General features: G+C 60.7%; 13 protein-coding genes and 2 riboswitches. Of the genes, 10 read left to right on the forward strand and 3 right to left on the reverse strand.

The genetic code is table 11. The features are described from left to right. The first annotated feature begins 12 nt into the window (after positions 1–12). From CKA81_RS00415 to gcvP, 5 genes are all read left to right on the forward strand, one after another. Positions 13–2,274, forward strand: coding sequence for an arginine/lysine/ornithine decarboxylase (locus CKA81_RS00415; protein ID WP_128353523.1), 2,262 nt, complete (start codon positions 13–15; stop codon positions 2,272–2,274). A gap of 56 nt (positions 2,275–2,330) precedes the next feature. Beyond that, complete coding sequence (locus CKA81_RS00420) at positions 2,331–3,536, forward strand: BaiN/RdsA family NAD(P)/FAD-dependent oxidoreductase (protein ID WP_237183426.1); 1,206 nt, start codon at positions 2,331–2,333, stop codon at positions 3,534–3,536. Positions 3,537–3,605: 69 nt separating this feature from the next. Beyond that, positions 3,606–3,693: riboswitch (glycine riboswitch) on the forward strand. A 21-nt stretch (positions 3,694–3,714) separates the two neighbouring features. Beyond that, a riboswitch (glycine riboswitch) is annotated at positions 3,715–3,823 on the forward strand. A gap of 55 nt (positions 3,824–3,878) precedes the next feature. Further along, positions 3,879–4,973 carry a glycine cleavage system aminomethyltransferase GcvT gene (gene gcvT / locus CKA81_RS00425; RefSeq protein ID WP_128353524.1) on the forward strand — a complete coding sequence of 365 codons (1,095 nt, stop codon included), beginning with the start codon at positions 3,879–3,881 and terminating at the stop codon, positions 4,971–4,973. A gap of 44 nt (positions 4,974–5,017) precedes the next feature. Beyond that, complete coding sequence (gene gcvH / locus CKA81_RS00430) at positions 5,018–5,398, forward strand: glycine cleavage system protein GcvH (protein WP_128353525.1); 381 nt, start codon at positions 5,018–5,020, stop codon at positions 5,396–5,398. A 22-nt stretch (positions 5,399–5,420) separates the two neighbouring features. Further along, positions 5,421–8,306, forward strand: coding sequence for an aminomethyl-transferring glycine dehydrogenase (gcvP, locus tag CKA81_RS00435; RefSeq protein WP_128353526.1), 2,886 nt, complete (start codon positions 5,421–5,423; stop codon positions 8,304–8,306). Between the two features lie 65 nt (positions 8,307–8,371). On the opposite strand, the gene CKA81_RS00440 is transcribed toward gcvP, so the two are convergent. Further along, positions 8,372–9,697: an aspartate aminotransferase family protein gene (locus tag CKA81_RS00440; RefSeq protein WP_128353527.1), complete on the reverse strand. Its 1,326-nt coding sequence runs from the start codon at positions 9,695–9,697 to the stop codon at positions 8,372–8,374. 140 nt (positions 9,698–9,837) lie between these two features. On the opposite strand from CKA81_RS00440, the gene CKA81_RS00445 reads away from it, so the two are divergent. Then, entirely contained in the window at positions 9,838–11,268 is a 1,431-nt protein-coding gene (locus CKA81_RS00445) for an aminotransferase-like domain-containing protein (RefSeq protein WP_128353528.1), read from the forward strand. 3 nt (positions 11,269–11,271) lie between these two features. On the opposite strand, the gene CKA81_RS00450 is transcribed toward CKA81_RS00445, so the two are convergent. Next, on the reverse strand, positions 11,272–11,772 hold the full coding sequence (locus tag CKA81_RS00450; RefSeq protein ID WP_128353529.1) for a dihydrofolate reductase: 501 nt from the start codon (positions 11,770–11,772) through the stop codon (positions 11,272–11,274). 71 nt (positions 11,773–11,843) lie between these two features. Between CKA81_RS00450 and CKA81_RS00455 the strand changes: the two genes are divergently transcribed. Next, a complete protein-coding gene (locus CKA81_RS00455) occupies positions 11,844–12,677 on the forward strand; it encodes a thymidylate synthase (protein ID WP_128353530.1) in 834 nt (277 codons plus the stop codon). Between the two features lie 283 nt (positions 12,678–12,960). Here CKA81_RS00455 and CKA81_RS00460 read toward each other — a convergent pair whose 3' ends face one another. Next, positions 12,961–13,383 carry an OsmC family protein gene (locus tag CKA81_RS00460; RefSeq protein ID WP_128353531.1) on the reverse strand — a complete coding sequence of 141 codons (423 nt, stop codon included), beginning with the start codon at positions 13,381–13,383 and terminating at the stop codon, positions 12,961–12,963. Positions 13,384–13,605: 222 nt separating this feature from the next. On the opposite strand from CKA81_RS00460, the gene CKA81_RS00465 reads away from it, so the two are divergent. From CKA81_RS00465 to CKA81_RS00475, 3 genes are read left to right on the forward strand one after another with little or no spacing between them, the layout of a single operon-like run. Further along, positions 13,606–15,285 carry a cbb3-type cytochrome c oxidase subunit I gene (locus CKA81_RS00465; RefSeq protein ID WP_128353532.1) on the forward strand — a complete coding sequence of 560 codons (1,680 nt, stop codon included), beginning with the start codon at positions 13,606–13,608 and terminating at the stop codon, positions 15,283–15,285. A 2-nt stretch (positions 15,286–15,287) separates the two neighbouring features. Beyond that, entirely contained in the window at positions 15,288–15,884 is a 597-nt protein-coding gene (locus tag CKA81_RS00470; RefSeq protein WP_128353533.1) for a cbb3-type cytochrome c oxidase subunit II, read from the forward strand. A gap of 27 nt (positions 15,885–15,911) precedes the next feature. Then, entirely contained in the window at positions 15,912–16,505 is a 594-nt protein-coding gene (locus CKA81_RS00475; protein WP_128353534.1) for a c-type cytochrome, read from the forward strand. Positions 16,506–16,508: the final 3 nt, after the last annotated feature.

Genomic DNA, 16,508 nt, shown 5'->3' on the forward strand with positions numbered 1-16,508 from the left:
CTGGAGCAGCAAATGAAATTTCGTTTTCCCATCGTCATCATCGATGAAGATTATCGCTCCGAGAATGCATCGGGCTTTGGCATACGTGCACTGGCCTCGGCCATCGAGGCCGAAGGCGTCGAGGTGCTGGGCGTTACCAGCTACGGCGACCTGAGCTCTTTCGCCCAGCAGCAAAGTCGGGCAAGCGCCTTCATTCTGTCGATCGACGACGAGGAATTCGACGTCGACTCGCCCGAAGACGTGGCCAACGCCATCAAGAACTTGCGTGCCTTCATCGGCGAACTGCGTTTTCGCAATGAAGAAATCCCCATCTACCTGTATGGCGAAACGCGCACCTCGCAGCATATCCCCAACGATATCCTGCGCGAGCTGCACGGCTTCATTCACATGTTTGAAGACACGCCCGAGTTCGTGGCTCGGCACATTATCCGCGAAGCGCGCTCTTACCTGGATGGCCTGGCGCCCCCGTTTTTCCGTGAGCTGGTCAAGTATGCCTCCGATGGCTCGTACTCGTGGCACTGCCCCGGGCACTCGGGCGGCGTGGCGTTCTTGAAAAGCCCGGTGGGGCAGATGTTTCATCAGTTCTTCGGCGAAAACATGTTGCGCGCCGACGTCTGCAATGCGGTGGACGAGCTGGGCCAGTTGCTGGATCATACCGGCCCGGTGGCCGAGTCCGAGCTGAACGCCGCGCGTATTTTCCATGCCGACCATTGTTTCTTCGTGACCAATGGCACGTCCACGTCCAACAAGATTGTCTGGCATGCCAACGTGGCGTCCGACGACGTGGTCGTGGTGGATCGCAACTGCCATAAGTCCATACTGCACGCCATTACCATGACGGGCGCGATTCCCGTCTTCCTGCGTCCTACTCGCAACCACCTGGGCATCATCGGGCCGATACCGCTGGAAGAGTTCCATGCGGATAATATTTTGCGCAAGATCGAAGCCAATCCGTTTGCACGCAATGCCAAGAACAAGCGTCCTCGCATCCTGACGCTTACCCAAAGCACCTACGACGGCGTTTGCTACAACGTCGAAATGATCAAAGAGACCCTGGGCTCGGACATCGACACCCTGCACTTTGATGAAGCCTGGTTGCCGCATGCCGCCTTCCACGAGTTCTACAAAGACATGCATGCCATCGGCGAGAACCGGCCGCGCAGCAAGGATGCCATGGTGTTTGCCACGCACTCTACACACAAGCTGCTGGCGGGCTTGTCGCAAGCCTCGCAAATTGTTGTGCAGGATTCCGAGACGCGCAAGCTGGACCGCAACGTCTTCAATGAAGCCTATTTGATGCACACCTCCACCTCGCCGCAGTACGCCATTATTGCGTCCTGTGATGTCGCGGCGGCCATGATGGAGCCACCGGGCGGCACCGCATTGGTGGAAGAGAGCATCTCGGAAGCCATGGATTTTCGCCGCGCCATGCGCAAGGTCGAGTCCGAGTTCGGCAAGAACGACTGGTGGTTCAAGGTGTGGGGGCCTAATCGTCTGGCAGCCGACGGCATCGGCCATCGCGACGACTGGATCCTCGAGTCGGGCGACGAATGGCACGGCTTCGGCGACCTGGCGGAAGGCTTCAACATGCTGGACCCCATCAAGGCAACGGTCGTCACGCCGGGGCTGGATATATCGGGCACGTTTGGCGAAACCGGCATCCCTGCGGCGCTGGTGTCCAAGTACCTGGCCGAACATGGCGTGGTCATCGAAAAGACCGGCCTGTATTCCTTCTTCATCCTGTTTACCATCGGCATTACCAAGGGCCGCTGGAATACCTTGTTGACGGCCTTGCAGCAGTTCAAGGACGACTACGATCGTAACCAGCCGCTCTGGCGCATCTTGCCGGACTTCTGCAAGATACACCGTCGCTACGAAAAAATGGGTTTGCGTGACCTGTGCCAGCAGATTCACCAGACCTATAAAAAGTACGACCTGGCACGCCTGACCACCGAGGTCTACCTGAGCGACATGATTCCGGCCATGAAGCCGTCCGATGCCTACGCCAAGATGGCCCACCGCGACACCCAGCGTGTCGGCATCGACGAACTGGAGGGGCGGGTAACCGGCGTGCTGCTCACGCCCTACCCACCCGGCATACCGCTGCTGATTCCAGGCGAACGCTTTAACCAGCGCATCGTTCACTACCTGCAGTTCGCGCGCGAGTTCAATGCCACCTTCCCGGGCTTTGAAACTTACGTGCACGGTTTGGCGCAGGACGTCGACGACGATGGGCGGGAACGCTACTACGTCGACTGCATCAAGGAAGACTAGCGCCTTTGGCTCCGAAGATCTTCGATGTTGCAGTAATCGGTGCAGGGGCGGCCGGAATGATGGCCGCCGCCCTTGCCGGCCAGCGCGGCTTGCACGTGGTGCTGATCGATCATGCCGCCAAGCTGGCCGAGAAGATCCGCATCTCGGGCGGTGGCCGCTGCAACTTCACCAATATCGGCACCACACCGGCCAATTTCATTTCGCAGAATCCCAATTTCTGTCGCTCGGCGCTGGCAGCCTACACGCCGCGCGACTTCATTGATCTGGTGGAACGCCATGGCATCGCCTGGCACGAAAAGCACCGCGGTCAATTGTTTTGCGACGAGTCCAGCGAGCAGATCATCGAGATGCTGCGGTGCGAATGTGACCGGGGACGCGTTACTTGGCGGATGCCCCATACGGTGGACTCGGTGGCCCTGGAGCAGGGCAGTTATGTGCTGCACAGTGGGCAGGGCAAGATCACGGCGCGCCAGCTGGTTCTGGCAACCGGCGGCATGGCCATCCCGCAACTGGGAGCCACTGACTTTTCCCTCAAGGTGGCGCGCCAGTTCGGTTTGAAAGTGGTCGAGCCGCGTCCTGCGCTGGTTCCTCTGACTTTCGATGCGCAAGCCTGGCAGCCTTTCGCCGCGCTTAGCGGCGTAGCCATGGAGGTGGTGGTGCGCAGCGGGGGCGCAAGCGCGCAGGCCCCATCGGCTGCGGGCAAGGGCAAGGCGAAGCAAACCGAGTTTCTCGAAGACCTCTTGTTTACCCATCGCGGGCTGTCCGGGCCGGCCATCCTGCAGATATCCAGTTATTGGGAACCGGGCACGCCGCTGTCCATCGACCTGGCTCCGCAGCAAGACCTGGAGCCTGAGCTTTTGGCCGCCAAGGTGGGTAGCAGGCAGCAGTTGGGTACCGTATTGTCGGGGCTGTGGCCGCGTCGCCTGGCCGAGCAATGGCTGGCCAATGTGGAACCCGGCGGTCAGAACCTGGCAGCGCAGCGCCTGGCCGATGTGCCGGACAAAGTCTTGCGCCAGCTTGCTCAGCAAATACATCGCTGGTCGCTGACGCCCAATGGCACTGCAGGCTACAAGAAAGCCGAGGTGATGCGGGGCGGGGTGGACACCCGCAACCTGGATCAGAAGACCATGCAGGTGAAGGCGGTGCCTGGGCTATATATTGTTGGCGAAGCCGTGGATGTAACCGGCTGGCTGGGCGGCTATAACTTCCAGTGGGCCTGGGCATCGGGTGCGGCTTGCGGGCGCGCGCTGACCGCCGCCTAATACCGGCGGAAACCTTCGATTTGATTTGTGGCGCGGGCGCTTTCGCGTTATTCTTTGCGGCTGCTGTCACTACACAGAGTGGGAGAGCGTCGTTTATCGACCGCCGAAGGCGCAATTCGCCCAGAATCGCTCAGGCACCCCGTACCTCTCTTGTATTGCGCACCAGCCACACGGCGCAGGGCAGCAATCTGGAGAGACTCGTACGCCCCCTGGGCCGCATACGGGCGCCGAAGGTGAATGCCCGCTTGTGCGGGTCAACTCTCAGGCAAAAGGACAGAAGGGCGATGCCGGCCAGCATAATGATGGTCGCCGTCCTTTTTATTCTGTTTTGTGGAGTCTCCCGTGTCTTCTGCCTTAAAGCACACCCCCCTGCATGCGGTACACCTTGAATCCGGCGCCAAAATGGTCGACTTCGGCGGTTGGGATATGCCCGTCGCCTACGGCTCGCAGTTGGAAGAGCATCATGCGGTGCGCAAAGACGCCGGCATGTTTGATGTGTCGCACATGCTGAACGTCGATATCGATGGGCCGGATGCCGAGCGCTATCTGCAGCACCTGCTGGCCAACGATGTTGCCAAGCTAAGCGTCCCCGGCAAGGCTTTGTATTCATGCATGCTGAATGAAGACGGCGGCGTCATGGACGACCTTATCGTTTATTTCTTCGCATCCGATCAATGGCGCGTGGTGGTCAATGCCGGCACGGCCGAGAAAGACGTGGCCTGGATGAACAAGGTGGCGCAGTCGCAGGGTTTCAATGTGGGTGTGACGCCGCGCCGCGACCTCGCAATGGTGGCCGTGCAAGGCCCTGCTGCGCGCGAGCGTGTGTGGGCCGCTCGCCCGGCCTGGGAGGTGGCCACCCACGCCCTGGCGCCATTCACCGGCGCTTTCGTCGACGACGATATCCTGGTGGCGCGCACTGGCTATACCGGCGAGGATGGCTTTGAGATCGTCCTGCCCGCCACGCAGGTGGTGGTTTTATGGCAGGACCTCGTCCAGCAGGGCGTGCGGCCTTGCGGCCTGGGCGCGCGCGACACGCTGCGCCTGGAGGCGGGCATGAATCTATACGGTCAGGAAATGGACGAGCAGGTCAACCCCTTGATCTCTGGCCTGGCATGGACGGTGTCGCTGAAAGACCCCGATCGCCAGTTCATCGGACGCAAGGCGCTGGAAAGCACGCCGGCCGATCGCACGCTGGTCGGCATCAAGCTGCTGGAGCGCGGCGTGATGCGCGGTCACATGAAACTGCGCACATCCAAGGGCGAGGGCGAGCTGACCAGCGGTTCCATGTCGCCCACCATGGGTGTTTCCATCGGCGTGGCGCGCGTGCCGGTCGGTGTGGCACCGGGCGAGCAAGTGGAAGTTGAAATTCGCGGCAAATGGTTGCCGGCTGAAGTGGTAAAAATGCCTTTCGTGCGCAACGGCAAAGTCATTGCCTGACGCGTCATGATCATCCGAACGTCTCTTCCATACGGGGTAAAAAAATGAATCTTCCTAACGATCGCAAATACACGGCCACGCACGAATGGGTGAAGGTCGAGGACGACCTGCTGGTGGTCGGCATTACCGATAGCGCTCAGGACCAACTGGGCGACATGGTGTTCGTCGGCGACGTGAACCCGGGCAGCGTGCTGTCTGCGGGCGATACCGCCGGTGTCGTGGAATCGGTCAAGGCCGCTTCCGATATCTACGCACCAGTTGACGGTGAAATCGTCGCGTTCAATGAAGCGCTTAACGATCAGCCCAACCTCATTAACGAGGCCGCCTTCGACACCTGGATTTTCAAGATCCGTCCGGCCAATGAGGCCGATGTCGATGGCTTGCTGGATGCGGCCGCTTACGAATCTCAGGTCAACGCCGGCTAGGCGACCTTCCCCTTAGGTAATTATGTTGCAAGAACTCGATCCCCACTCCGATTTCATACCCCGGCATATTGGGCCCTCGCTAGCCGACCAGGCAGCCATGCTGGCTGCCATCGGCGCTCCTACCCTGGAAAGCCTGGTGCAGGAAGTTGTGCCACCCAGCATACTGAAGCGTGGCGCACTGAACCTGCCTGCGGCTCGAAGCGAGCCTCAGGCGCTGGCCGACCTGAAAGAAATCGCCGGTCGCAACCAGGTATTCCGCCACTACATCGGCCAGGGCTACTACGGCACTCACGTGCCCAATGTAATCCTGCGCAATATCCTGGAAAGCCCGGCGTGGTATACGGCCTACACCCCATATCAGCCGGAGATCTCGCAGGGGCGGCTCGAGGCGCTGCTTAATTACCAGACCATGGTGGCTGATCTTACCGGCCTGGACATCGCCAATGCTTCTTTGCTGGACGAAGGCACGGCGGCGGCCGAAGCCATGACGCTGGCCCGGCGCGGCTCGCGTGCAAAAAGTAATGTGTTCTTTGCTTCGCAGCACTGCCACCCGCAAACGCTGGAAGTGCTGCGCACGCGTGCCAGCGGGCTGGGCATAGAGGTGGTGGTGGGCGACGAGGCGCTAGGCGTGCCCGAGTGCTTCGGCGTGCTGCTGCAATATCCGCACAGCTTGGGCGGCGTGGCCGATTACCGCGAACTGACCGCGGCGGCGCATGCGCAAGGCGCGGTGGTGGCCGTGGCCACCGACCTGCTGGCCGTCGCGCTGCTGGTGCCACCCGGCGAGTGGGGCGCTGACATCGCCATCGGCTCGGCGCAGCGCTTTGGCGTGCCGCTGGGCTTTGGCGGCCCGCATGCGGGTTTCATGGCATGCAAGGATGCCTTCAAACGCAATATGCCGGGCCGTCTGGTGGGCGTTTCCAAAGATGCGCAAGGGGCGCCGGCTTTGCGCCTGGCGCTGCAAACCCGCGAGCAGCACATCCGCCGCGAGAAGGCCACGTCCAATATCTGCACCGCCCAGGTTCTGCTGGCGGTCATGGCCGGCATGTACGCGGTCTGGCACGGGCCTGCCGGCATACGCCGCATTGCCGAACGCGTTGCCTACCTGACCGCCTTCTTGCGCGGCGGCCTGGTCGAACTGGGCGTGGCGGTGGTCAACGAGCATTACTTCGACACCTTGCTGCTGGATACCGGCAGCCGTACCGACGCGATTGTGCTGGCTGCACAGTCGGCGCGCCTGAACTTGCGCCGCGTCAGCGCCACCCAGCTTGCTGTGTCGCTGGACGAGACCGTTACCCCTGAAGACGTTCACGCCTTGCTGCAGGTGTTCGCGCTGGGTACCGGTAAAGCCTGGGACGCGACGGCTACGCATCCCACGCCTGCCGCCCACGGTCTGCCAGTATCGCTGCTGCGCCAGTCGGCAATCCTTTCCCACCCGATTTTTTCGCGTATCCAGTCCGAGACGGACATGCTGCGTTATCTGCGCAGCCTGGCCGACAAGGACCTGGCGCTGGATCGCACGATGATCCCGCTGGGTTCGTGCACCATGAAGCTGAACGCCACCGCCGAGATGATACCCATCACCTGGCCCGAGTTCGGCAATATGCACCCCTTTGCACCGGCATCGCAAAGCGCTGGCTACCAGGAGCTTATCGATCGCCTGTCGGCGGCCCTGTGCGAGATCACCGGCTACGATTCCATCAGCCTGCAGCCCAACTCGGGCGCGCAGGGCGAGTACGCGGGCCTGCTGGCCATACGTGCCTATCACCGCGACCAGGGTCAGGAGCAGCGTAATGTATGTCTGATTCCAGCCTCGGCTCACGGCACCAATCCCGCCTCTGCGCAATTGGCAGGCATGGATGTCGTGGTAGTGGCGTCCGACAGCAACGGCAACGTCGACGTCGAAGACCTGAAGGCCCGGATAGCCCAGGTGGGAGATCGCCTGTCCGCCTTGATGATCACCTACCCATCGACCCATGGTGTTTTCGAGACCGCCATTACCGAAATATGTGCGCTGGTGCACGATGCGGGCGGTCAGGTGTATTTGGATGGCGCCAACATGAACGCCATGGTGGGCCTGGCCCAGCCAGGCAAGTTCGGGTCGGACGTCTCGCACCTTAATCTGCACAAGACTTTCTGCATTCCCCATGGCGGCGGCGGTCCGGGTGTGGGCCCGGTGGCGGTACGCTCGCACCTGGCGCCTTACCTGCCGGCTATCGTTGGCGAATCCGGCACGGTACAGAATGGCGCTGCAGTCGGACCAGTGTCGGCTGCGCCTTATGGTTCGGCCAGCATCCTGCCGATTCCGTATTTGTATATCGTGATGATGGGGGCGGAGGGCTTGCTGCAGGCGACTGAAGTGGCCATCTTGAATGCCAACTACATTGCTTCCCGGCTGCGCGAGCACTATCCCATACTTTACGCCGGCCACAATGGCCGTGTGGCGCACGAGTGCATCCTGGACATCCGGCCCATCAAGGATAGCTGCGGCATATCGGCCGAAGACATCGCCAAGCGCCTGGTCGACTACGGCTTCCACGCGCCCACCATGAGCTTTCCGGTGCCCGGTACGCTGATGGTCGAGCCCACCGAGTCGGAAGGCGTGGCCGAACTGGACCGCTTTATTGACGCCATGATCGCGATACGGGCAGAGATCGCCCAAGTCGAAAGCGGCGCTGCCGATGCCGACGACAACGTGCTCAAGAACGCGCCCCATACGGCCGAGATGTTGATGGCGAATGCCTGGCATCACGACTACACGCGCGAACAGGCCGGCTATCCCCTGGCGTCCTTGCGCCAGAACAAGTACTGGCCGCCGGTGGCACGGGTGGACAATGCCTATGGCGATCGCAATCTCATGTGCTCTTGCCCGCCCTTAAGCGAATACACCGAGGACCTCGCCTCGGTGTAAACGCGTTAACACGCTGGACAAAAAGGCGGCCTGCATTGCAGGCCGCCTTTTTTGTGCCGCCGGATTTATTCGACGGTCTTGAGGATGTCGGCAATCTTCTGGAAGATCAGCCGGATTTGCTCTTCTTCAATGATGAGCGGCGGCGATATGGCAATGATGTCGCCGGTGTAGCGCACCATTACGCCTTGGTCGAAGCACTTGGCAAAGACCTCGGCCGCGCGCGCGCCCGGCGCGCCGGGTCGCGGGGTCAGCTCTATGCCGGCCACCAGACCCAGGTTGCGCACGTCGATCACGTGGCGCGCATCTTCCAGCTTGTGTGCCTCGTTTTCGAACAGGGGCGACAAGCCCTTGGCGCGCTCGAACAACTGGTCTCGCTCGTAGATTTCCAAGGTGGCCATCATGGCCGCCGTTGCCAGGGGGTGGGCGGAATAGGTGTAGCCGTGGAAGAACTCGATGCCGTCTGCTGCGGCGGCCAGGATGGTGTCATGGATCTCGCGCTTGACGGCGACCGCGCCGGCGGGAACGCTGGCGTTGCTGATGCCTTTGGCCAGCGTAAGCAAATCGGGTGTGACGCCGAAGAACTCGCTGGCGGTCTTGGCGCCCAGGCGGCCGAAACCCGTGATGACCTCATCGAATATCAGCAAGATGCCGTGTTTTTCCGTAATGGCGCGCAGTTTTTCCAGATAGCCCTTGGGCGGCACCAGGACGCCTGTGGAACCAGCCAGCGGCTCCACAATGACGGCAGCAATGGTCGAGGCATCATGCAGGGCAACGATGCGCTCGAGCTCGTCGGCGAAATGCTCGCCGTAAGCAGGCTGACCGCGCGAGTGGGCATTGCGCGACAGGTCGTGCGTATGCGGCAGATGGTCCACCCCAGGCAGCAGGCTGGAGGAGAAAGTCTTGCGGTTGGGCGAGATGCCGCCCACTGATATGCCGCCAAAGCCGACGCCATGGTAGCCACGCTCGCGGCCTATCAGCCGGGTGCGCTGGCCTTCGCCACGCGCCCGGTGGTAGGCGAGCGCAATCTTCAATGCCGTGTCTACGGATTCGGAGCCAGAGTTGGTGAAGAAGATGCGGTCGACGCCTTCGGGCATCAGGCGGGCTACCGCCGAGGCCGCCCGGAATGAGTCTTCGTGACCCAACTGAAAGCTGGGAGCGTAATCCATCTGGGCCGTTTGCTTTGAGATGGCGTCGATGATTTCCTGACGGCCATGGCCTGCATTGACGCACCACAGGCCGGCAGTGGCATCCAGCACCTCGTGTCCATCCACGGCCGTGTAATACATGCCCTTGGCCTTGGCCAGCAGGCGCGGCTGCTGTTTGAACTTGCGGTTGGCAGTAAACGGCATCCAAAGATGCGACAGGTCTAGGGCTTGGGCTGGTCTGGTCATGGTTACCTCGAAGGGCAAGTAAAGGGGGTAGACCAGCTATTCTGGCCTGCCGTCCAGGCTATTGAAATATACAGTTAATGGATAGCAGAAGCACTGTACTGATAATATCTAGGTAACTGTATAGATATCAGGTTGGGGACATGCTTTTTTTCGAGCCGGTACGCGATCGCAGACAGGGGCCGTCTCTGGTGGATCAGGCAGTGGATGCCATCGAGCAAGCCATCCTGCAAGGGGTGCTGCGGCCCGGCATGGCGCTGCCCTCAGTGCGCCAATTTGCGCGCTTGCACGGGCTAAGTACCTTTACCGTATCCGCTGCCTACAGCCGGCTGGTGGCGCAGAATCAGTTGACCTCCCGTCCCGGTTCGGGTTATCGGGTGGCCCTCACGGCGGCGCCCGGTCGCCAGCCCCGCGCCCCGGTTGACTGGCTACCGCCCCGCATGGGTGCGGCGTGGTTGCTGGCCGATGTATTTGCCGATCATTCCATTCCGATCAAATCCGGTTGCGGTTGGCTGCCGTCCGACTGGCTGAACGAAGCCGGCCTGCAGCAGTCCCTGCGGCAGGTAGCACGCACGCCGGTCAATCAGATAGCCGGCTATGGCCACCCCTATGGTTATCACCCCCTGCGTGAACATATCCAGCAGTCGCTGAGGCAGCATGGCCTTATTCTCGAAACGGATCAGATCCTCCTGACGCAAGGCGCCACGCAAGCCTTGGATATCGTCTTACGTACGCTGCTGCGCGCGGGGGACGCCATTGCGGTAGAACTGCCCTGTTATGCCAATTTTCTGCAATCGCTGCGGCTTGCGGGCCTGCGTCCGGTTGGCGTGCCGCGCAAGGCGGACGGGCTGTGCATGCAAAGCCTGGAAGAGGCCGCGCGCGACCATGGCGTGAAAGCCTTGTTCGTCAATACCGTCCTGCATAATCCCACGGGTACCAGCCTGACCATGGGTGAGGCCTTTCGCGTGTTGCAACTGGCCGAGCAGTACAATTTTCGAGTCATTGAAGACGACGTGTCGCGCGACCTGCTGCCGGGCCTGGGACCCATGTTGGCGGCGATGGGCGGCACGGATCGCGTCATCTACGTGTCGGGCTTTTCCAAAAGCATCATGCCATCCATGCGGGTCGGCTATGTGGTGGCGAACGCCGCAATGCTCAAGGACATGGCGCAAACCAAGATGACCTTGGGCCTGACGACGCCCGAGCTCATGGAGCGTACGGTCTACCAGGTGCTGCGTCAGGGCCGCCATCAGGCGCACTTACTGCGCTTGCAAGATCGCCTGCGCCAGGCTCACGACGAGCTCGGTCACCTGATGGACCAACATGGTTTCGAGACCTACGCGCGTCCTCAGGCAGGCCTATTTCTCTGGGCGCGTCCGGGTCAGGCCTGGCAGGGGCGTGGCGCCTCCGCATTGGCAGAACTTGCGCTCCCGCATGGGATCTGGCTGGCGCCGGGCTTGTACTTCGATCCCGACCAGACCGATACGGCGTGGATGCGATTCAATGTGGCTTATTCAACGCACCCGCGGCTGTGGGAATTCATGCGCGAAGTGGGCGCTGCCGGGCCGGTATAAGGCTCAATCGCCAACGGCTTGCCGGCGGTAAGTCACGAAATCGAAGCGCAGGCCGTTCTCTTCGGGCTGCGCTTGCCTGGAAAATTCTTGCCATGTGCCAAGGTCCAGCGCCGGAAAAAACGTGTCGCCTTCGATATCGGCGTGGATTTCCGTGGCGATGATTTCATCGGCAATAGCCAATGCGTGGCGAAACAGTTGTTCACCGCCGATAATGCATACCTTGTCGGCTTGGCTGCAATCTTCCAATGCGGCATCCAGGCTGGGGTAGACGGTGGCGCCGGTGGCGGGAAGGTCGGCCTGGCTGCTGATGACCAGATTGGGCCGTCCCGGCAGGGGGCGACCCAATGAATTCCAGGTGTTGCGGCCCATGACGATGGGGTGGCCCAAGGTCACGCGCTTGAAGTGCGCCAGGTCGGAAGGCAGCTTCCAGGGCAGGTCGTTATCGCGGCCAATGACGCGGTTGCGCGAATAAGCGACAACAAGCTGAATAAGCGGTGCAGGCATGAGACGGCTTTATGAGGTCAAATAGAGCAAAATGGTAGCCCAAATACAGGCAAACAGTTTAGGCGGTAAAAGTGAAACAGTATCTTGAACTTCTAGGTGATATCCTTGAAAACGGTGTGCAGAAAGGTGATCGCACCGGCACAGGCACGACTTCGGTGTTTGGCCGGCAAATTCGTCATGACTTGTCCAAGGGCTTCCCGTTATTGACGACCAAGAAGCTGCACTTCAAAAGCATCGCCAACGAGCTTATCTGGTTCTTAAGCGGCAATACCAATGTAGGCTGGCTGCGCGAGCACGGCGTCAGCATCTGGAACGAGTGGGCCACCGAAGACGGCGAGCTTGGCCCCGTTTATGGCAAGCAATGGACGGCCTGGCCCACCCGCGACGGCGGTACCATCAATCAGATCGACTACGTCGTCGACACGCTGCGCAACAACCCCAACAGCCGGCGCATTCTTTTTCATGGCTGGAATCCCGAATACCTGCCCCAAGAATCCGTCAGCCCACAACAGAACGCAAAAAATGGACGCATGGCCTTGCCGCCTTGCCACCTGCTGTATCAGTTCTATGTGGCCAACGGTCGCCTGTCGTCGCAGCTTTATATACGCAGCTCGGATAGTTTCCTGGGCCTGCCCTACAACATTGCCTCGCTGGCCTTGCTGACCCACATGCTGGCGCAGCAGGTGGATCTGGTTCCGCACGAGATCGTTGTCAGCATAGGCGATCTGCACGCCTACTCGAACCACGGCACGCAGATACAAACCCAGTTGGGTCGCGAGCCGCGCGCCTTGCCGCAGCTGAACATCAAGCGACGGCCGGCATCCGTTTACGACTACCAGTTTGAAGATTTCGAGATCATCGGCTACGACCCGCATCCGGGTATTTCGGCGCCGATTGCGGTGTAAGGGGTGGGGTCAGTATTTGCAGTCGCTGGTACGCCCCACCAGCTTGCGCCCATAACGGTAATACCAGTGGGCGAATCGCACCGATATAAAACCCAGGATTGCGCCAGCGACGACCTCAACTGGCCAGTTCACGCCGGACATCACGCTTAACAAGCACCCCAGCGCAACATAGGCAAACAGTGCAACTCGATGAGCGCCTTTGTGCCCGGGCTGGCGCTGTGGCTGCCCCAGACCATGATGGGCAGATAGCACAGCCGCCCTGCACCGCGGCCCTTGTTCGGCTTCAGGCCTCGATAAGGCTGACCGAGTGCGTGATGCTGGCCGTCTTGGCCAGCATGGCGGTGGCCGAACAATATTTTTCGTGTGACAGCTGCACTGCACGCTCGACCGCAGCGATGGGCAGGTTCTTGCCCGTGACAATGAACTCGAAATGGATGTTGGTGAATACCTTGGGGTCGACGGTGGCGCGCTCGCCCGTAAGCTTGACGCGACAATGCGTAACCGCATGGCGACCTCGCTTCAGGATCAGGACCACGTCGTAAGCGGCGCAGCCGCCCGCTCCAGTCAGCAGCATTTCCATAGGGCGGGGGGCCAGATTATTGCCGCCCCCATCGGGTGCGCCATCCATGGCTGTAACGTGGCCGCTACCGGTGCGTGCTACGAATAGCATCCCTTCTGGGCCGCTCCAGTCGATTGTGCATTCCATGCCGGTTTCCTGCTTGATTCGGAATCCCTAATCATACTCAATTCGTATTTCCAGCATGGGCTGTAGGGTGATTAAGGGTTTACCCGATGTTTTTGTTATCATACCTGCGGTTTCTTCGTTTAACGAATCTTTTCACCTCACCGGTTTCCTAGCTTTGGAAAGCCTCTGCCCACGGGCTGGCACCGGTTACCGCGCCTTACGGGCCATCGTTCAGGAACTCTCATGAACACCATCACCATACTGCTACTGACATTCACCTTGTCAGTGACGGGTCTATTCGTATTCATCTGGTCTTTACGCAAGAATCTGTTTGATGACAACCCTGCCGCCGCGCGCGTCATTTTCTCGGAAGGGGAGATTGGCCGGGTGGAAGAGCCTTCGGCCACGCCCGCGCAGCACGCGGCACTGCAAAGTGCCATGGATGCCAGGCCTGCACGTGCGGCCGATCCGGTGCAGGAAGCGCAAGTGAAACAGGAGCTGGAAGAGCGCGTGCGCGCGGACCGCTCCACGGCTTATGTAACCTTTACCTTCCTGGCCTGTGCCGTCGTGTGGCTGATTTTTGCTTCGGCGGCGGGGCTGATCAGCTCGATCAAGTTGCACGAGCCGGATTTCATGACGCAGTACGCCTGGATGACTTTCGGCCGGATGCGCACCTTGCATCTGAACGCCGTGGCCTATGGCTGGGCGCCCATGGCGGCCTTCGGTATCGCCATCTGGATGTTGCCGCGCCTGCTCAAGACGGAGCTGATGGGCGGCCGCTTCGCGTTGCTGGGAGCCATGCTCTGGAATGCGGCCTTGATTGCGGGGTTGGGCAGTATCGCTGCCGGTTTCAATGACGGCCTGGAGTGGCTGGAGATTCCCTGGCAGATCGACATCCTGTTCGTCGTTGGCGGTGCGCTTATCGGTTTGCCACTGGTTTTCACTTTGCAGAATCGCAAGGCGGACCATTTGTATGTGTCCATCTGGTACATGGGTGCGGCCTTGTTCTGGTTCCCGGTGCTGTTCCTGGTGGGCAACCTGCCGGCCGTGCACTTTGGCGTAGAGCAGGCCACCATGAACTGGTGGTTCGGCCATAACGTGCTGGGCCTGTTCTATACCCCTGTGGCCCTGGCATCGGTGTATTACTTCTTGCCCAAGATCATCGGCCGGCCAATACAGTCGTACAACCTGTCCTTGTTGGGATTCTGGGCGCTGGCCTTTTTCTACGGGCAGGTCGGTGGCCACCACTTGATAGGCGGTCCGGTACCCGGCTGGCTGATTACGCTGTCCATCGTGCAAAGCATCATGATGATCGTGCCGGTGCTGGCCTTCTCGGTCAACCAGCACCTGACCATGCGTCATCACTTCAAGACCTTGTTCTACTCACCGACCCTGCGCTTTATTGTGCTGGGCGGCATGATGTATACGCTTAGCTCCGTGCAGGGCTCGTTCCAGGCCCTGCGCAGCGTGAATACGGTTGCTCACTTCACCCACTTCACGGTCGCTCATGCGCACCTGGGGCTTTACGGTTTCTTCTCGCTCGTCATGTTCGGCGCCATGTATTTCGTGATGCCTCGCGTGATGTCGTGGGAATGGCCTTACCCGAGACTTATCGCGCTGCATTTCTGGCTGGTGGTGGTGGGCTTTGCCGTCTACTTCATTGGCCTGTCGATAGGTGGGTGGCTGCAGGGCGTAGCCATGCTGGACGCCAGCGTGCCCTTCATGGAGTCGGTCCGCATTACCTTGCCTTATCTCGAGTCGCGCACCGTCGGCGGCGCCATCATGACGTTGGGGCATCTGGTGTTTGCCGGGCATTTTGTCACGATGGCCTTGCGCTACGGCCGCAAGCGTGTCGGACCGGCACTGTTTCATAAACCCTCGACCGTTGCTGCTACGCCAGCCGTTGTAGCCGCGGAGGCCTGATCATGGAAAGCGAATACAAACTTCTGGGCGGGGCGATGGTGACCCTGGCCCTGGCAACGGCCACGCTGGTCGTTGTTCCCTACATGCAGCTGTCGGACGTGCAGCCGCCTGATGGGCTCAAGCCTTACACCTCGGCGCAGTTGCGTGGTCGTCAGCAATACATAGAGAACGGCTGCGTGTACTGCCATACCCAGCAACCGCGTGCACAAGCGCAGGCCCCGGACTTCAAGCGCGGGTGGGGCCGCGCGCCGGTTGCGGGCGACTATTTCTACGACAACCCGCATCTGTTGGGCACGATGCGCACAGGCCCCGACCTGCTCAACATCGGTGCACGACAGCCCAGTGCCGACTGGAACCTGGGGCACTTGTATCAGCCGCGCGCCTATGTGCCGGGCAGCATCATGCCGTCCTATCCCTATATGTTCGAGGTAAAGGATGAGGCCGAGGCAGGCGATCGGGTCGTGAACCTGCCGCCGGCCTATGCGCCGGTGGGCAAGGTGGTGGTGGCGCGTCCAGAAGCGCTCGATCTGGTGGAGTACTTACTGGCGCTTGATCGCACCTACCCCGTCGATCCGCCCCTGGAAGACGACGCCCAATAACGTGCAACGCATTCGCGGACAAAACACATGAATGAACCCAAACGTATCGCCGCGCAGCAGCGCGAAATGCCCGAGCCCAGTGAAGGATATCGGAAGGTACCCTGGCTGGTGGTGCTGATTGTAGGAGCGCTGTTTGCGTGGTCCATCGGCTATATCGCCTTCACGCATCAGGGCGAACAGCCATCATACGGTGATCGCCGCAGTGCCGCGGACTTTGCCGTGGCGGCCCCCGCGCCGGGCGGCGTGGTGGATGGCGCGCAGCTTTACACGGCCCAATGCCTGGCCTGCCATCAGGCCTCGGGCCAGGGCTTACCTGGTGTCTTCCCGCCCTTAGCGGATTCCGAATGGGTCAATGGCAAGGGCTCGCTGGCGATACAGATCGTACTGCACGGCGTAACCGGCGAAATGACCGTGGGGGGCACGACCTACAACAGCCAGATGCCCACCTTCAAGGACAAGATGAATGACGCCGAAGTCGCGGCGGTAGTCAGCTATATCCGTAGCAACTTTGGCAATACGTCCGAGCCCGTCGACGCCGAGACCGTCAAGGCGGAACGTGCGGCAACGGCAGACCGTACCGAACCCTGGAAGGGCGACGCCGACTTGCAGGCCATGAAATAGCGC

Origin of the sequence: Pollutimonas thiosulfatoxidans (genome assembly GCF_004022565.1) — a bacterium.
Lineage (GTDB): Bacteria > Pseudomonadota > Gammaproteobacteria > Burkholderiales > Burkholderiaceae_B > Pusillimonas_D > Pusillimonas_D thiosulfatoxidans.

What these genes read in the sequence shown, in the direction of transcription:
- CKA81_RS00440 (WP_128353527.1), bottom strand. Translation starts at nt 9,697, where the DNA reads ATGACCAGACCAGCCCAAGCCCTAGACCTGTCGCATCTTTGGATGCCG.
- CKA81_RS00475 (WP_128353534.1), top strand. Translation starts at nt 15,912, where the DNA reads ATGAATGAACCCAAACGTATCGCCGCGCAGCAGCGCGAAATGCCCGAG.
- CKA81_RS00415 (WP_128353523.1), top strand. Translation starts at nt 13, where the DNA reads ATGAAATTTCGTTTTCCCATCGTCATCATCGATGAAGATTATCGCTCC.
- CKA81_RS00465 (WP_128353532.1), top strand. Translation starts at nt 13,606, where the DNA reads ATGAACACCATCACCATACTGCTACTGACATTCACCTTGTCAGTGACG.
- CKA81_RS00470 (WP_128353533.1), top strand. Translation starts at nt 15,288, where the DNA reads ATGGAAAGCGAATACAAACTTCTGGGCGGGGCGATGGTGACCCTGGCC.
- CKA81_RS00460 (WP_128353531.1), bottom strand. Translation starts at nt 13,383, where the DNA reads ATGGAATGCACAATCGACTGGAGCGGCCCAGAAGGGATGCTATTCGTA.
- gcvP (WP_128353526.1), top strand. Translation starts at nt 5,421, where the DNA reads ATGTTGCAAGAACTCGATCCCCACTCCGATTTCATACCCCGGCATATT.
- gcvH (WP_128353525.1), top strand. Translation starts at nt 5,018, where the DNA reads ATGAATCTTCCTAACGATCGCAAATACACGGCCACGCACGAATGGGTG.
- CKA81_RS00450 (WP_128353529.1), bottom strand. Translation starts at nt 11,772, where the DNA reads ATGCCTGCACCGCTTATTCAGCTTGTTGTCGCTTATTCGCGCAACCGC.
- CKA81_RS00420 (WP_237183426.1), top strand. Translation starts at nt 2,331, where the DNA reads ATGATGGCCGCCGCCCTTGCCGGCCAGCGCGGCTTGCACGTGGTGCTG.
- CKA81_RS00445 (WP_128353528.1), top strand. Translation starts at nt 9,838, where the DNA reads ATGCTTTTTTTCGAGCCGGTACGCGATCGCAGACAGGGGCCGTCTCTG.